The sequence below is a fragment of the Desulfogranum marinum genome (assembly GCF_016918565.1).
GTDB classification, from domain to species: domain Bacteria; phylum Desulfobacterota; class Desulfobulbia; order Desulfobulbales; family Desulfobulbaceae; genus Desulfogranum; species Desulfogranum marinum.
In genome coordinates this window covers 35,483-51,936 of the sequence record NZ_JAFFQD010000007.1, presented here as the reverse complement: position 1 = coordinate 51,936, position 16,454 = coordinate 35,483, and the positions used below count along the sequence as shown (strand labels likewise).

The 16,454-nt window shown below is 46.7% G+C and carries 15 protein-coding genes; 9 read left to right on the top strand and 6 right to left on the bottom strand.

What is annotated here, in order from left to right:
- Nucleotides 1–55: 55 nt before the first annotated feature.
- Genes JWH17_RS06105 through JWH17_RS06095 form a run of 3 tightly spaced genes read right to left on the bottom strand, consistent with a single transcriptional unit; the run spans nt 56 to nt 2,370 of the window.
- Nucleotides 56–1,393 (bottom strand): M48 family metalloprotease, encoded by a 1,338-nt coding sequence (locus JWH17_RS06105; protein WP_205221705.1) that lies wholly within the window; start codon nt 1,391–1,393, stop codon nt 56–58.
- Nucleotides 1,394–1,435: 42 nt separating this feature from the next.
- A complete protein-coding gene (locus JWH17_RS06100; RefSeq protein ID WP_205221704.1) occupies nt 1,436–1,888 on the bottom strand; it encodes a putative molybdenum carrier protein in 453 nt (150 codons plus the stop codon).
- Nucleotides 1,888–2,370 carry a rubredoxin-like domain-containing protein gene (locus tag JWH17_RS06095; protein WP_205221703.1) on the bottom strand — a complete coding sequence of 161 codons (483 nt, stop codon included), beginning with the start codon at nt 2,368–2,370 and terminating at the stop codon, nt 1,888–1,890. Before JWH17_RS06095 ends, JWH17_RS06100 begins: the two co-directional genes overlap by 1 nt.
- Before the next feature lie 260 nt (nt 2,371–2,630).
- Between JWH17_RS06095 and amrS the strand changes: the two genes are divergently transcribed.
- Together amrS and mepK are read left to right on the top strand one after the other, a co-directional pair.
- Nucleotides 2,631–3,641 (top strand): AmmeMemoRadiSam system radical SAM enzyme, encoded by a 1,011-nt coding sequence (gene amrS / locus JWH17_RS06090; RefSeq protein ID WP_205221702.1) that lies wholly within the window; start codon nt 2,631–2,633, stop codon nt 3,639–3,641.
- Between the two features lie 188 nt (nt 3,642–3,829).
- The gene (mepK, locus tag JWH17_RS06085) at nt 3,830–4,348 is read left to right on the top strand and encodes a peptidoglycan L,D-endopeptidase MepK (RefSeq protein ID WP_232370936.1); all 519 of its coding nucleotides are present in this window, start codon (nt 3,830–3,832) and stop codon (nt 4,346–4,348) included.
- Nucleotides 4,349–4,731: 383 nt separating this feature from the next.
- Here the strand turns inward: mepK and nhaA are convergent, their stop codons facing one another.
- Nucleotides 4,732–6,057 (bottom strand): Na+/H+ antiporter NhaA, encoded by a 1,326-nt coding sequence (gene nhaA, locus JWH17_RS06080; RefSeq protein ID WP_205221700.1) that lies wholly within the window; start codon nt 6,055–6,057, stop codon nt 4,732–4,734.
- A gap of 289 nt (nt 6,058–6,346) precedes the next feature.
- Here nhaA and JWH17_RS06075 point away from each other — a divergent pair, with 289 nt between their 5' ends.
- On the top strand, nt 6,347–9,244 hold the full coding sequence (locus JWH17_RS06075; RefSeq protein WP_205221699.1) for an AMP-binding protein: 2,898 nt from the start codon (nt 6,347–6,349) through the stop codon (nt 9,242–9,244).
- Nucleotides 9,245–9,283: 39 nt separating this feature from the next.
- Here the strand turns inward: JWH17_RS06075 and JWH17_RS06070 are convergent, their stop codons facing one another.
- Nucleotides 9,284–9,484 carry a hypothetical protein gene (locus JWH17_RS06070; protein WP_205221698.1) on the bottom strand — a complete coding sequence of 67 codons (201 nt, stop codon included), beginning with the start codon at nt 9,482–9,484 and terminating at the stop codon, nt 9,284–9,286.
- Between the two features lie 329 nt (nt 9,485–9,813).
- Here JWH17_RS06070 and JWH17_RS06065 point away from each other — a divergent pair, with 329 nt between their 5' ends.
- The 4 genes from JWH17_RS06065 to cydB are packed head-to-tail and all read left to right on the top strand — an operon-like array spanning nt 9,814 to nt 13,277.
- Nucleotides 9,814–10,305 carry an RrF2 family transcriptional regulator gene (locus JWH17_RS06065; protein WP_205221697.1) on the top strand — a complete coding sequence of 164 codons (492 nt, stop codon included), beginning with the start codon at nt 9,814–9,816 and terminating at the stop codon, nt 10,303–10,305.
- A gap of 14 nt (nt 10,306–10,319) precedes the next feature.
- Nucleotides 10,320–10,592 (top strand): DUF4492 domain-containing protein, encoded by a 273-nt coding sequence (locus JWH17_RS06060; RefSeq protein ID WP_205221696.1) that lies wholly within the window; start codon nt 10,320–10,322, stop codon nt 10,590–10,592.
- The gene (locus tag JWH17_RS06055) at nt 10,589–12,124 is read left to right on the top strand and encodes a cytochrome ubiquinol oxidase subunit I (protein ID WP_205221695.1); all 1,536 of its coding nucleotides are present in this window, start codon (nt 10,589–10,591) and stop codon (nt 12,122–12,124) included. The genes JWH17_RS06060 and JWH17_RS06055 overlap by 4 nt, the downstream gene beginning before the upstream one ends.
- A gap of 1 nt (nt 12,125) precedes the next feature.
- Entirely contained in the window at nt 12,126–13,277 is a 1,152-nt protein-coding gene (gene cydB, locus JWH17_RS06050) for a cytochrome d ubiquinol oxidase subunit II (protein ID WP_205221694.1), read from the top strand.
- 207 nt (nt 13,278–13,484) lie between these two features.
- On the opposite strand, the gene JWH17_RS06045 is transcribed toward cydB, so the two are convergent.
- A complete protein-coding gene (locus tag JWH17_RS06045) occupies nt 13,485–14,369 on the bottom strand; it encodes a LysR family transcriptional regulator (protein WP_205221693.1) in 885 nt (294 codons plus the stop codon).
- Nucleotides 14,370–14,595: 226 nt separating this feature from the next.
- On the opposite strand from JWH17_RS06045, the gene JWH17_RS24560 reads away from it, so the two are divergent.
- Nucleotides 14,596–14,793 (top strand): CGGC domain-containing protein, encoded by a 198-nt coding sequence (locus JWH17_RS24560; RefSeq protein ID WP_205221692.1) that lies wholly within the window; start codon nt 14,596–14,598, stop codon nt 14,791–14,793.
- 161 nt (nt 14,794–14,954) lie between these two features.
- A complete protein-coding gene (gene extKL / locus JWH17_RS06035; protein WP_269755818.1) occupies nt 14,955–16,298 on the top strand; it encodes a multiheme c-type cytochrome (seleno)protein ExtKL in 1,344 nt (447 codons plus the stop codon).
- Nucleotides 16,299–16,454: the final 156 nt, after the last annotated feature.

Below are 16,454 nucleotides of genomic sequence, written 5' to 3'. Positions count from 1 at the left end.
TCACCTTCTGGACAAACAGGGACAAGGGAAGACAGGGGGCTTTGTCTCTCTGTGTCTACTTGGTGTAACCCCAAGTTTTTAAACGATTATAGGCGTATTGTGCTTTTTCCCCCTGTTTGATGCGCTGGATATATCCCATGTAGTATTTGGCCGCGTCCTGTCTGGATCCCATACCCTCCTTTGCCACCCCTTGAAAAAAAGTTATCTCCGGATTGCCCGGCAGAAGATTGTCAAACGTCGAGAGATGGTGATACGCTTGGTCATAACGTTGGTTGACTATTTCACTGACCCCGATAATCAGATGAGCTTGTGCTTCCTGTGGATATATCTGTGCTGCCCTCTGCGAATAGTGTGCCGCTTTTTTGGTGTTTTTAAGAGCAAATTGACATTTACCCATCATAACTAAAGCTGCGTAGTCATCGGGCACTTGTTGCAGTACCTTCTGCAGTTTCTGTTCCGCAGAATCGTATTTTCCTTTGGCCATGTCGGTGGCCCCTTTCTGCATAAGAGATATGGCCGCCTTGTTTTTGCGTAAAGAGGCGGTCATGTCCATGAATCGTTCTCTATGCACAGGGGCAGCGTGTAGTTGACTATATTTTTCTTCTGCAGCCTTCTTGGCCCATGCAAGGCGTTCGTCACTCATGGGATGAGTACTGAACATGACCTCGACCGCACTTGGCTTGTGCTTGTTGTTTTGTAAGAGTATCTCCATCAGGCCAATCATGCCGGAAGGGTTATATCCGGTTCTGGTCATATATTCCATTCCAAGGGCATCGGCTTCTCGTTCATTATCCCTGCTGTAATGGGCAAGGAGAGCTCCTGCCCCAAGCTGACCAAAGCTTTGCACAAGATCGGCAGCACCTCCATACCCAGCAGCACTGGTAGCCACTGACGCACCGGTGAGCAATAGAGAGGCAAGCATCCCCTTTCCCGACTGTTCAGCAGTGTGCCTGGCGCAGACATGACCGATCTCATGACCAAGAAGGGCTGCCAGTTCAGCTTCATTTTCCAGTTCGACCAGGATGCCGCGGGTAACGGCAATGGAACCGCCGGGAAAGGCATAAGCATTAATATAGGAAGCGTTGACGCCGCGAAAGGTAAACGGCATGTGTGGCCGATGTGACCTGCTCGCAAGTTCCTGCCCAATGCGGGTGATGTACTGGTTGAGCTGCTGGTCTTGCAGGGGGCCGTAGTCTGTGGAAAATTGAAGGGGAGATTGTTTTTTGTCCAGGCTGATCTCTTCGCTTTCACTCATGATCATAAACTGATTTTTTCCTGTGACAGGATCGACAGCACATCCCGAAAGCAGAGGCAGTGAAAGATAAGAGGCTGTACCTGTGCCGAGGAAACGGAGGAGTTGTCGTCGTGTTAGTATTTTTTTTGCAATGGACATAATCTTTTCTCCAGCGGTTAAGGAATCAGCGGAGGTTTTTTTTTACCATCTTATTTCCTGAATCAGGGTGAAAACCGCGTTATATATGCGTGAATCATTTGAAGCGCGAGGCCCTGCAACATTCAGTGTCCGGATGTGGTTGTCCTGCAGCCATCGTTCAACGGCAAGGACCGATTTATTGCCGGGGAAGAGGTCAAAATCGATATGCAGGCAGGGACGATGATGTTTGATGGTAAGAGCTTCGGTGAGAGCAGACCCTCCACTGAGGGGCCCAAAAGAGCATATCAGGGTTCCATCGCTGTCTATGACATTTTTTTCGGTTCGCACGCGGTATTGACCGGTACTGAGCTCTTTGAGATTGTATTTGGAAGGGAGGGGGCCGTTTTCCGTTTTTCGGCCCTTGGGGAGCCAGCCTCCATGTTCAACGCCTCGGGAAATGGCTGCATCAAGGGCTGCCAGATCGGCACCCGATTGTCCACCGGAAACAATTCTCATCAGCAAACCTTTTTGAACCGGCGTGCTGCAGCTGTACAGATCGGGCAGGCTTCGGGTAGTTTGGCAGAGGCTATAAAACCACAAAAATCACAGATAAAGAAGGTGTCTGGAAGTTGTCTCTCTTCCTGGGCACGCTTTGCGAGCTGCAGGTTAATTTGAGTGATCCGCAATGCATGGTCGCAACCGGTCGCAACCGCCTTGTTGTTTGCTTCTACTGCCAGTTGATGGCACCTTTCATATTTTGTCAAGAATCCAGGTAGTTCCTCATCTATAACCAGAGAAAGATTTTCATCACTGTGGCTGATAAAGCCTCGGACCTGAAGCAGGATTCTACGGGCCTGTGCCCTGTGAGACAGAGTAAGAGCTTTATACATCTGGGCCAGTTCCGGTCTTTGATCCTTTTCAGCCCTTATTGTATAAACTTCCAGCCGGGTTGCTTCTTTTATTAGCTGGGCATAAAGATTGAGGAGTTGTTCTTCCATATTTTTAATGAATGTGCGCAGATTTGTAGAGTTACTGGAGTAGTGAGGCCCAGGCTGTCGGTACTCTTCTCTAGTGAGCCAGGGAAAAAAATATTTTGCAGACTCTATGATGTGATACAATACTTAGGAAGTATACAGTATCGTGCAGAGGAGAGGCATTGAAATGTATGAGTCGGTTGATGCTGCCTCCTTTGCTTACATCCAACCTATTATAACGGGAGGAGTGTTTGTCCGTCAACCGGGAAACACTGTCGTGAGTCATGCATGAAGCGATGTTCTATACTCAAGGAAAATCCGATACAGTTACCTGCTCGCTTTGCTGTCATCGCTGTACCATTCAACCAGGACATAGAGGTCTTTGCGGGGTAAGGGAAAATAGGGAAGGACGACTGTTCAGTCTTGTGTATGGTTTATTGGTGGCTGAGCATATTGACCCAATAGAAAAAAAGCCTTTGTTTCATTTTTTACCCGGTAGCCGCACCTATTCCATTTCCACGGTGGGATGCAATTTTCGTTGTCTTCATTGTCAGAATTTCGAAATCTCTCAGTACCCTCATATGCACGACCAGGAAATTATCGGTAAGCAAACCACGCCTGAGGAGGTGGTTGCCTTAGCCGAGCAAAAGGGATGCACAAGTATTAGCTATACCTATGTGGAACCTACTGTCTTCTTTGAATATAGTAGGCGGTGTGCTGAACTCGCCAGGCAGAAAAAAATTTGTAACGTCTATGTCAGCAATGGGTATATGACCCCTGAGGCTGCCAGAGATATTGCTCCGTTCCTTGATGCTATAAATATTGATATTAAAGCATTTACTGATTCTTTTTATAAAAAAGTATGCAAGGCACGTTTACAGCCGGTTCTTGATAATGTTCTTCTTTTCCATGAACTTGGTGTGTGGGTGGAGGTGACGACCCTGATTATTCCAGGATTAAATGATTCGGACGAGGAGTTAAAGGAAATTGCCGCCTTCATTTATCAAATCGACCCAGCTTTACCATGGCATGTGAGTGCTTTTTACCCTACCTACAAAATGATGGACAGACCTCGCACTTCTCCGGAACTGTTGCGTAAGGCGTATCGTATCGGAAAAGAAGCCGGGCTTCACCATGTTTATCAGGGTAATATTCCGGGAGAAGGTGAAGATACTTTTTGTCCGGAGTGTGGAGCAAAGATAATCGAGAGAAATGGTTTTTTGTTGCAAAAGAAGCAATTAATTGATGGGAAATGTGAAGCGTGTCAGGCTGAAATAAGAGGCGTTTGGAGGTAACTTATTGCAATTGCATGTTTTTTTAAATATTCTTCTTGACTTTTTTCAAAGGTTGCATTTTACTGGCTTGAATTATTTGGTTAAATAATTCGTATCGTTATGGAATCATAACATAAAGTCATTAGAGCAAACCTGAGGGAATGAGAGCGACATTTTTTAGCGAAAAGACTTCTTCAAGAAGACAGTTGATGAAAAAAACAGTTAAGCTGGGCCTTGCGTTGGCAGCTGGAACTAATCCTGTAGTGGCTGGAGCAAAAAGGCTCGAGAAGAAGACGCTCTCTTTTTATCATACCCATACCAGGCAGTCCCTTGGTGTCACTTATTTCCATCATGGAATGTACGATCCTGTTGCTCTTGGTCAGATAAACCATTATCTTCGCGATTTTCGTACTGGTGAAGTGCATACCATTGATAGAAGACTGCTGGACGTGTTGTGGGATATACAGCAGGATATGGGGTATAAGGGGACGTTTGAGGTCATCTCCGGGTTTCGCTCCCCTGTAACCAACAAGAAGTTGAGGCAAAACAGTTCCGGCGTTGCCAAAAGAAGCCTGCATATGGAAGGGCGGGCAATAGATATTCGATTTTCAGAGGCTCCGACACGTTATGTTCAACAATGCGCCATTGCCATGCAATGTGGTGGTGTCGGCTATTATCCTAAGTCAGATTTCGTCCATATCGATACCGGTCGTTTCAGGACCTGGTAAAATCCTTTTTACAGGATATAACAGTTTTTGCCTGATCAACTAAAAAGGGGGACGTGTGTTCCTCCACCCCTTCTCGTTTTTTCTCAAGTGTAAAAAAACAATACCAGACAACGTATTTAACCCGGATTTCTCATCAGTGAAGTTTTTCGCAGATCGAGGCGCAGGACACGCAGCAGGTAAGGACACGCAGCAGGAAGCGTAGACTCCGATAGTAAGCTACCGCAAATGGCCTGCAACAAAGAGTCTGCGGAAAAATCCGCTGACCCGGAGGGTGAGTTTTTTGATTATCGACGAAAAAACAGTCTGTTTTTTTAGCGCTACCGTATTTTCTATAAATATCAAAAATTTAAGTCGAAAATCAAAAAACTCATAAGAAATTCGGGTTAGGAATTGTTTGCCTTGGCAGTAGGCAGCGCCTTATGCAGGACAATATAGCCTGCCGCCGCCGCAAGAATAGATGCTATGAAGATAGCGATTTTTGCATCGGCAATGATTGTCTCATCAACAAAGGCCAATTCACTGATAAAAATGGACATGGTAAAGCCAATTCCGCTGAGGAGCGAGGCCCCCCAGAGTTGGGTCCACGTAATACCTCCGGAAAGTTCAGCCAAGCCGCTTTTGATTACCAGAAAGCTGAAACCGAAAATACCTATCTGTTTCCCGAGGATTAAACCGAGGATAATGCCAAGACTGACAGAGCTTGGAAAGCCCTGGAATGTTTCTACATCAATGGTAACCCCTGCTGCAAAGAGAGCAAAAAGAGGGAGAATTAAAAATGCCTGCACATTATGCAGGTTTTGTTCCAGGTAGATACCTGCCGGGATCATGTCTTCGGCCGCCAGATAGATCTGATTGATGGCTTGGAGTTGCTGCTTGTCATCCACCATACTCGCTCGAGTGAGTTTCGTTGTCTCCAGTTTCGCAATGCGCTTTTTTATTACATCATAAAAATGCTGCGGATCAATGCTGGCTTTTACCGGATAGGCCATGGCAATCATGACGCCGGCGATGGTAGCATGGATTCCAGAGAGAAATACACAGAGCCATATGGAGATAATCAGGAGTAAATGGATCCCAGGTCTTCTCACCCCCATGCGAATGGTGTAGGAGAGCAGGAACAAAAGCGCTATTGCCAAGACCAGGGCGGCGATGGAAATGGAATCAGTATAAAAAAAGGCAATAACCAGCACAGCCATCAAGTCATCCACAATGGCCAGGGCGGTCAGGAAGACCTTGAGGCTTATAGGGACACGATTGCCGAATAGAGCGAGTACACCCAGTGCAAAGGCAATATCGGTTGCCATGGGAATCCCCCATCCAGCAGAGGTGGGACCGCTTTGGTTGAATGCGTAGTAGAGCAGAGCCGGCAAGACCGCACCGCCACAGGCTGCTGCCACCGGTAATATGGCCTTGCGAAAGGAAGAAAGTTCCCCGATGAGTACTTCTCTTTTTATCTCTAATCCCACGACAAAGAAAAAGATAGCCATCAGTCCATCCTTGATCCAATGATCGAGGGTCAGATGGTACTGCTTACCGGCAAAATGGGTGCCTATATCCAGGTGGCTAAGGGTGTGGTAGACCTCTGCCCAAGGCGAATTTGCCCATCCCACCGCAATGATGGTCGCCAGGAGCAGCGCGATGGAACCTGAAGATTGGGAATGAAGGAATCTGTCAAACAACGTTTGTGAAGGGGTAATTTCCTGCGGCATTATCTCTTCCTTGGTGAATGTACGGGCTAGCGGCGAATTTCGATAGTATGTTGTAAATGGCAAGTATAGTTTGCTTTGTTGTTGAAAACAAGGGGCATATTTGTTTGGACGGCAGGCAGGATTGAAGCGGGATGGGCTGGATGATGCAGGAAAGAACTGATCAAGCAGAGAAGAAAAAGTGCCTATCCTCAGTTTTGATCTAGTATACTCTTTTTAAGACAGTTACAGTTCGGGTTAGATTGACAGCTTTTATATTTTAGCTGAATAGTACCCAAGATATTGAGTAGTTATGCCATTGAGTGAGGAGTCAGGCTCTTTTCAATCCATGCAAATGTACGGCTTGCCTATGAAGAACGGAGAAAAAAGACAGCTTGTTTTTGCTGAAATTAAAAAACTGATCAAAGAACTTCATCCGGAGCTCCATGTCCAGCCCCACGTGTCGTTGGATAGTTTGCTTGATAAGGATCTGGGGTTAGACAGTCTCGGCAGGATAGAACTGTTGGTTAGGTTGGAGAAAAAACTGGAAGTACACCTTGCAGAGAGAGTGTTGACGACCGCTGAGACTCCCAGGGATATCCTTCGTGCGCTGGAGAAAAGCAGAGGAGCGAGGACACAAAGAGCGCCTGACGAGCGGGTTGTTACTGAACCGGTGGCTGATGTGGATCTCACACGCTATGAACCGCTCACTTTAAATGAAGTAATAACCCATCACGCAGAGTTCCTTTCCGACACCGTCCATATTACCCTTGATGATTTTAATAATGGCGAAAAAAATATAAGTTTTGCTGAATTATACAAGGGTGCCCAAGAAGTAGCAGGTGGGCTTCAGCAATATGGTTTGGAGCAGGGCGATACGGTTGCAATTATGCTGCCGACAAGTACTGCGTACTTTTATAGTTTTATGGCGGTATTGCTCATTGGTTGTGTCCCGGTTCCTCTTTATCCACCAACCAGGCCGTCGCAGATAGAGGAGCATCTTCGTCGGCACACAAAAATATTGGACAATGCCCAGGCAAGAGTGCTGATAACCATTGATCAGGTTCGCTTGATAGGCAGGCTGCTTCAGACTCAGATCGACTCTCTACGGGCAGTCGTCACTGTCGAAGACCTTTGCGAAAACAGGCAATCTTTTGTCCCTATCCCTTGTCACGAAGGGGATATAGCGTTTCTCCAATATACCTCGGGGAGTACTGGCGACCCAAAGGGCGTTATTCTGACCCATGCCAATCTGCTGGCCAATATTCGGGCCATGGGGCAGGTGACCAAGGCCGGGTCAAAGGACGTCTTTGTTTCCTGGTTGCCATTGTATCATGATATGGGGTTGATTGGAGCCTGGCTGGGGAGCCTCTATTTTGGATGCAGGCTGGTGGTAATGCCGCCTCTTTCTTTTCTAGCTCGACCCGAGCGATGGCTCTGGGCTATCCATAAATATCGAGGCACTCTTTCCGCTTCTCCCAATTTCGGCTACGAAGTCTGTTGTCGTCGCATAGACGATGCTGCGTTGGAAGGGCTGGACTTGAGTTCCTGGCGACTTGCCTTTAATGGTGCAGAATCGATTAGCAGTCAGACCATCACTCGTTTTATCAATCGTTTTACAGCATATGGATTTCGCAAAGAATGTTATGCGCCGGTTTACGGTCTGGCTGAATCCTCGGTGGGGTTGGCCTTTCCGCCTCTTAACAGGGGGCCCTTGGTGGACGTTATCAAGCGTGACCTTTTTTTACGTACAGGACAAGCGACACCGACAGGAGAACAGGAGAGCTCGCTTGAGTTTGTTGCATGTGGTCAGCCTTTACCTGGGCATCAGGTAAGAATTGTTGATTCGGACGGCCGAGAGCTCCCTGACCGGCAGCAGGGAAGACTTCACTTTAAAGGGCCTTCTGCAACAAGCGGCTACCTGCGTAATCCTAAACAGACCAAAGAGCTTTTTGTTGATGAGTGGCTTGATTCAGGCGATCTTGCCTATATTGCTGATGGCGATGTGTATATTACCAGCCGGGTCAAAGACATTATCATTCGAGGCGGTAGGAATGTATATCCCCATGAGTACGAAGAGGCCGTGGGAGATATTGATGGTATTCGAAAGGGGTGTGTTGCCGTTTTTGGCAGTCACGACAGGCAAGACGGCACTGAAAAGGTGGTGGTTCTTGCTGAATCCAGGGTAGTTGCTCCAGATAGACAGGCCGCATTGCGAGAGAAAATCACCAGTATCGGGGTAAACTTGCTCGGTATGCCTCCCGATGATGTCATAATTGCCTCGCCAGGCTCTGTGCTCAAAACATCCAGCGGAAAAGTGCGCCGTGCAGCCACCAGGGAGTTATATGAAAAAGGGATTATCGGCCAAAAACAACGACCTGTATGGTTGCAAATTATACATATGTCGCTGGTGAGTGTGCTGCCGGTTCTCCGGCAGTTGTACCGCAAGGTCGGCAGCTATGGGTATGCAGCATACTGCTGGCTGCTTTTAGCAGTGCTGGTGGTGCCTCTTACTGCAGGTCTTTCAATGATCAGATCTGCCGACAAAAGCTGGCTTCTTGCCCATCGGTGTGCCCGTCTGCTTGCCTGGTTAAGTGGAACGAGAATCGATATCAAGGGGAGGGCGCATATCGAAAAGCAGGAGCATGTACTGCTGGTTGCCAATCACATGAGTTACATGGATGCCTTGATCCTGACAGCCTCAATGCCGGTGAGGTGCAGTTTTGTCGCGAAAGCTGAGTTGGGGGAAAACAGATGGCTGCGAAGACCACTCACCAATTTGGGAACTATTTTTGTAAAGAGGTTTGATGCGGAACAGGGCAAAGAGGATTCGAAGAGGATTTCTCAGCAGGTTGGGAGTGGTCAGCGGATTTTGTTTTTTGCTGAAGGTACGTTGCAGCGCATGTCCGGTCTGCTTCCCTTTCAGATGGGCGTCTTTGTGGCTGCAGTGGAAAATAAAACAGGTATTGTTCCGATTACCATTCGCGGAACGCGCAATAAACTACGCTGCGACTCCTGGTTCCCACGCCGTGGGCCGGTACGAGTGATCTTTTCTCCAAAGATCATGCCCACGGGCGATGATTGGCAGGCTGCGCTTAGCTTGCGCAACGCTGTTCGAGGAAAAATTTTAAGCCAGGTCGGTGAACCTGATCTGGCAGGTGAGTTTAGTTCATTGGCGCAAATGGATATTGCAAGGCCGGAAAAGGAATAAAGGCATTAAGGTCGCAATTGAATATCCGTTTTGAAAGCTTTACACGTCCGCTCCAGGAGGATACCCGAAATCTGAGTCGGTTACCTTGCCTCGTTTTCCCTGAATCGCCTGCTCCATTAGGTCCAGGCAAAGGTCAAGAGCCGGCCCTGCATTGAAAAGCATTGGCGGCAACTCACCGAAACGTTTTTTGTATTCCCTTACCACCCTTGAGTATCGTTCATTGTTTATCGTGGTTGTCATTATTTTTTCCTGTCGTGTGTGTCATGGCTATGACATCAATGCCGGTGCAGGCGTCAGGCTTCTACTTAGCAGCAGCTCCGATTTGGGTGTCGAATGCTCGCGCCTGATTCATCCGTTGCACCTATGATACGTTGTTTATGCACCATTGATAGTGGTTGAAAAGGCCATACCTGTTTCTTCATCTACTTGAAGCTACCCTAGCATATCTTTACATACCACCTCTCCTTGCTTCTGAGAAGAAGAATTGTTCTTGATTTAATTGTTGACAGAACAGGCGTGATTTTCTATATCGGACTTTATCTATCTTATATATCTTTTTGGTTTTGTTTATGCGATTGACAAGAGCAGCTGAATATGCGATCCGGTGCATGGTTTATCTGGCAAAACGTGGTAAAGGTCTGTTGACCAGCCGTCAGGAAATTGCCCAACGTGCAGAGATCCCCGGACATTTTTTAGCAAAAATTGCCCAGGACTTAGCCAGGGCAGGTCTTATTGAAATCCGACAGGGGGCAAAAGGTGGGTTTGTTTTGCTCAAAGAGCCGGCTGCAATAAGTCTGCTCGAAGTTGTTGAAATCATGATAGGAGAAATCTATCTTAACGATTGCATTGCAAGACCATCTACTTGTAGAGTCAGCTACAGTTGTGCTGTTCATCAGGTATGGATGAAGGCAAGGGATCAGTTACGCACTACCTTAAGCGAGGTAAGCCTGGAGCAGTTGGTCAGAGAAGAGTCTTGTATTGCACCCTCTCGTGGCCCCTGCCCTGGTTTGGAAGGTACTGATGGTGATCCTGAGAATATTCCCGAAGCTAACAGCGTTTAAATGAAAGAGGAGCCATGGAGCAAATTATTGTGAAACAGCCGTCTCTTCCCATACGAATTTACCGTTTTTATCTGGATGGCTTTCGCCAGATGACTTTGGGGAAGACACTTTGGAAAATTATTTTTATAAAACTGCTGATCATATTTGGGGTCTTGAAACTTTTTTTCTTCCCCGATTTTCTAGCAACTAATTTTACAACCGATAAAGACAGAGCTGATTATGTGATTGATCAAATCACACAGTCGGTTCAAGTAACAAACACTTTGGAAAAAGGAGACCAGTTATGATCGAAAACTTTGACCTGACCATGGTTAACTGGGCCAGGGCACAGTTTGCTCTAACAGCTATGTATCATTGGCTTTTTGTGCCGTTGACTCTTGGGCTTTCATGGCTCGTTGCGTTTTATCACACTATTTATGTGAAAACAGGCAGTGAGGAGTGGAAACGGCTGACTAAGTTCTGGATGAAGCTCTTTGGCGTGAACTTTGCCATCGGTGTTGCAACCGGTATCATCATGGAGTTTGAGTTCGGGACCAACTGGTCAAATTACTCCTGGATGGTGGGCGATATTTTCGGTGCTCCTTTGGCCATCGAAGGGATTATTGCCTTTTTTCTGGAAGCAACATTTTTCGCAGTCATGTTTTTTGGCTGGAACAGGGTATCTAAGAAATTTCACCTGTTTTCCACCTGGATGGTTGCTGTGGGTTCTAACATGTCAGCAGTATGGATTCTTGTTGCCAACGCCTGGATGCAATACCCTGTTGGACAGGCATTCAATCCTGACACTGCACGATTTGAAATGCAGAATTTTTTCGAGGTTGCCTTTTCTCCTTATGCCGTGTCCAAGTTTACCCATACAACCAGTTCTTCCATGCTGGTTGCAGCCCTATTTATTCTCTCCATCTCTTCCTGGTTCCTGCTGCGTGGCCGCCACGTCATTATGGCCAAACGATCCATCGTGGTCGCGTCTGTTTTTGGCCTTGTTGCCTCAATATTTGTTGTATTTAATGGCGACGAGTCAGCCTATCAGATAGCTGAAGTACAGCCGATGAAGCTTGCTGCTTTTGAAGGTCTCTGGGATGGAGAAAATAGTGCCGGCTTGGTTGCTCTTGGGATTGTTAACCGGGACAAGCGGGTTGATAATGAGGAGGAGCCCTTTGAGTTTGAATTCCGCATACCGGGTTTGCTGTCTCTCATGGCCAACCGTTCGTTTGGTTCCTTTGTCCCTGGTATAAAAGATCTGGTTTACGGTAATGAAGAATACAACATTGTCGGCGCAGCCCAGAAAATGGAAAGGGGGAAGGTTGCTATTTCTAATCTCGATGCCTACAAACAGGCGCTCAAGAGTGGCGATCAGGCAACAGCAGATATACACTTGGCAACCTTTAATGAACACAAAGAATTTTTAGGCTACGGTTTTCTGGAAAAGCCTGAAGACACTGTGCCTCCGGTAGCGTTGTCCTTTAATGCCTTTCATATAATGGTTGCCCTGGGGTCTCTTTTTCCACTGGTGTTTTTTGCTTACCTCTATTTCAGCCTTAAAGGAACCCTGGAGAACAAGAAACTGTTGCTGGGTGGAGGAACAGTGCTTTATATCCTGGGCTTGGTTGCTTCTCAGGCTGGGTGGGTTGTGGCTGAAGTTGGTCGTCAGCCCTGGGCAATACAGGGCTTGCTGCCGGTAACTGTAGCACGAACCAACCTGACCACAGGCACGGTACAGACGACTTTTTATATGTTTTTGATTTTGTTTACATTGTTATTGTTAGCGGAAATCAGCATTATGGCAAAACAGGTCAGCATCGGGCCGGAGGAGGACTAACATGATTGAAAATCTTGACTATGCAACCATGCAGCATCTTTGGTGGCTGATCTGTTCGGTGGTGGGTTCGCTTTTTCTTTTTCTCACCTTTGTCCAAGGTGGACAGAGCCTGTTATGGCAGGTGGCAAAAACAGAGACCGAAAAGGGCCTGGTTATTAATTCCCTTGGTCGAAAGTGGGAATTAACCTTTACCACTTTGGTTCTTTTTGGTGGTGCCCTGTTTGCCTCTTTCCCAAAGTTTTATTCAACCTCCTTTGGCGGGGCCTATTGGGTTTGGATACTGATTCTTTTCACCTTCATTATTCAGGCTGTCAGTTATGAATTCCGTACCAAACCGCGTAACATATATGGGAGCAAGGTCTATGAATTCTTTTTGTTCATCAACGGATCTGTGGGAATCCTTCTCATAGGGGCTGCTGTCGGCACCTTTTTCACCGGGTCCAATTTTCAACTCAGCGGGTATAACTTTGTGACCTGGATGCATCCGTTGCGAGGTCTGGAGGCTGCACTTAGTTTTTCTCTTTCCAGTGTCTTCAACATCGCATTAGGCCTCTTCCTGGTCTTTAACGCACGAACCCTGGGGGCAATGTATCTGGTAAACAACATCGATCTCTCCGCAGTACCGGATATGGAACAAAGGCTGAGAAAGGCCTGTTGGACGAATTTTACCTTGTCCTTGCCATTTTGCCTCTACGTTGTCGTCTCGTTGCTGGTGATGAAAGGTTTTGGTATCGTTGATGAGCAGGGAACCATTGAGTATGTGAAATTTAAATACTTCCATAATTTGCTCGCTAACCCCTGGCTGCTTGGGCTACTGTTAGGTGGTCTGGTACTGGTTATCTTAGGGGCGCTGCGGACCGCAAAAACAAAAAGTACCGCCGGCATATGGTTTGGCGGTCTGGGTACGGTGCTGGTGGGGCTGACTGTTTTGCTCTTGCCCGCATATAATAATACGGCTTTTTATCCATCAAAATTTGATTTGCAGTCCAGCCTGACTATCTATAATGCCTCTTCCAGTCCTTATACTTTAAAAGTCATGACGTATGTGGCCCTGACTATTCCCTTTGTCCTGGCCTACATCATCTATGTGTGGTGGGCAATGGATAGGAAGAAAATGAAAATTGAAGACACCGGCGATAGAGCTGCTTACTAGCCATAGGAGGTTAAGTATATGAATACATTTCTTTTGATCACATGGGTAGTGGTGATCGTTGCCTCTTTTAACTTGGCAATTCGATTTTTGAAAAAACTGAATTTATTCTAAGTATTTTTGCTTATCATAAGAAAAGCCGTTCCATTTAAGGAACGGCTTTTTTTTTGTCTTCTTATTTTTTTTCGACATCTCTCCTTGTTTGCTGAATTATGGGAAACAAGCTTTTACTTCCCTGATAAATGCTTCCATGGACTGTGAGAGCCATTTATTTTTATGCTGAATCATTAAAATGGCTGTCTCTATAGTCTCTTTTCCTACTTGAAAAGAAGCAAAACGTCCCTGCTCCAGTTCCTCTTTAACAGCTATCTCCGGCAGAATGGTCACTCCGACCTGTTGCTCCACACATGATTTGATTGTTTGAAGGGAGTTGAGCTCAATGGTGGCAGCGGGCTTTACCTTCAGTTCATCCAGTGTTTGCAGAAAGATCGTATTGTATTGACAATCGTATTTCGGCAGAAGGAATGTTTCATTTTCCAAATCTTTCAGGCTGACATGCGCCTTTTTGGTTAACGCACAGTGATTGGAACAAACGAAGAGCAGGTGTGTAAATCCCAAAACCTCACTTTTAAGGTCAGCTTCGTGAATGGCATCTATGAGGAGAAAGGCCACATCTGTGATGCCGGACCGTAATTCACGTTTCAAAGAGGAAAAGGCGCAACTGTTGATGTCCAGGTTGACCCTTGGATACTGTTGTTGGAAACGGCTAAGTACTTGTGGCAGGATATAATTTCCAAGGCTCTGTGGAATCCGCACAGAGATGGAACCTTCCGGTTCTTCCCAGCCCGCTACCTCTGCAAAGGTTTCCGCCTCCATGTCTGTTAATTTTTTTGCGTACCGAACCATTATTCTTCCTGCTTCGGTCAGTGCTACTCTTTTTCCCAGACGGTCGAAAAGTGGAACGCCGAGTTCTTCCTCCAGGGTTCTGATTCGTGAAGAAACAGTTGATTGTGCGTAATTAAGCGTGTCGGCAGCCTGACTGAAACTTAATAAGTCCGCTACCACCAGAAAGGTCTTGAGTTGTCGTAATTCCACCTTGATTCTCCTATCGAATATTTCGATAATAACTACTAATTTGATTCGCTGGACACGTAATTAACGATCGATTACTACATACCAGACTTGTATTTAAGAAGTCAATTCGGGTGGTTTGGACTATCCCTGCAATGAGGCTGTCTTTTAAATACCATACGAGTCCTGATGGATCTGTAAAAATGCTAACGTGTTGAGTGCGCGGTGAAAGAGAAGAAAGAAGAGGCGGATGGAAGCAGTAGGTGTCATCCGTTGTCAGCAAGTTGAAGGTATATGTCCGGGGAAAAGAGCTGTCTCAAGGGCTCAGCTGATTGTTGATAGAGGTACGGAAAATATAGCTTTTGTACCATGTATTTCAAAAGGCAATCCGATTGGTATGGCCTGTCCCAATTTGAACAAATCAAAGATGCTGTTGCCGCAAAAATAAGAACAGACAGAGAGATACTTGACTATACCCATTAACAACAAACAGTGCTGAAAAGGGTCTGCGAGGTTGCGTGCCGTGTGAAGGGGACAAGAAGTGAACAACGTAACTTGGCCGGTTTGGTAAAGTTACACTGGAGATAACCATTGAGTGAAGGAGGAAAAATGAACACTATCTGGGCAGTCCTTATTGCCTGCATTACTGCCTGTTTGTTGGCAGTAACCAGTGCCGTGGGTGCTGGAGGGCCAAAGCCTGAACCGCGGCCCAAGGCAAAGACAATTGCTGAGCTTGCAGAGCGATATGATTCGAGCAGGTGTCTTGAATGTCATGAAGATGCCCATGATCAATGGTCGGAGTCACTTCATGCCATGTCTATTTTGGGCACGCCTCGCACCGCACCGACGATCATCACCGCCATTGAAAAGGGGTTAAAGCTGTTTCCCTATTCCGGGGTAAAGAAAGACGAAGATATCACCGTCGAAAGCCTGATGATGTGTATGAAGTGCCATTTGCCTCAATTGGACGAAGCCACCGATGATGTCGCCCGCGAAATTGTGGCAACCATCCGCGCCTGGCAAAAGGCATATAAAGTCGGAAATTATGATCGAGCTGAGGAGTTGGAAGAGACCATAGCCAGTTTGAACATCGGCTGCATGGTGTGCCACAATAAGCTGGCGCTTATTCACAAGTATGCCGATGGGTATCCGCAACCGGATACCGTCTATGGTGCCACCGAGGGAGACCATGAAGATGAAGAGTATCCCAAAATGGCAGTAGCGCCGGCATTGGGTGAAGCCATTTTTTGTGGGCAGTGCCATGGGCAGGGACCCAATTTCGAACTGGATCACCCTTCCCAGTGCGCAACGGCATATGGCAGTTACCTTTTTGCCTATATAGCACATGGCGGCAGCAAAACCTGTCAGGAGTGCCACATGGATGAATCCGGTCTTGGTCATGATATGCAGGCATATCGGGATGAAGACATGATTGCCATGGCCGTAGATGTGAACGTGGACGGACAGTCATTATTCTGGCGAAAAAACAAGCAGGAAGGGGTGCTGCCGATTGGTATCATCAACGTTGAAATTTACAACAAAACCGGTCACGGTATACCGGATGGCTGACCTACTCCAAATAGGCTGGTCCTGGATGTGACTGCGAAAACAAAGGATGATACGGTAATTTATAATAAACAGAAATTTTATATGCCCTTTCCTGGACGCCTCGGGCGCGGGAAGGAGATGGGTAGAGGACCTTACGAAAAAAGCGGTATTCTCAGAGAAACAAGTATTCCACCATTGGCACGTGTTCACGAAACGTTTGAAATCACATTTCCCTATGAAGATAAAGTGGCAGGTACTTCCACCCGTAGGGAATTACTCGATGATGAAATAACGGTTTCCGTGGTTTTGTCGTATCTGCCGTTTGGCGAATTCGATGGCAATGAGGTCACTTTTTTTGAAGAAACCAAGGTGCTGGATTTGAAGACAGAATGGATATGGAGGTAGTCTCGAGTATGTAATTCGAGCCATTACCTTTGTCTAAGTTGCTTAAGCCCGTATGGTCACCCCATGCGGGCTTTTTTTTGGGCGAGGAATAACGATTACCCGCAGAGGCAGTAATAATGATACCAGGGCCACATTAAATGAGAATGACGATCAAGC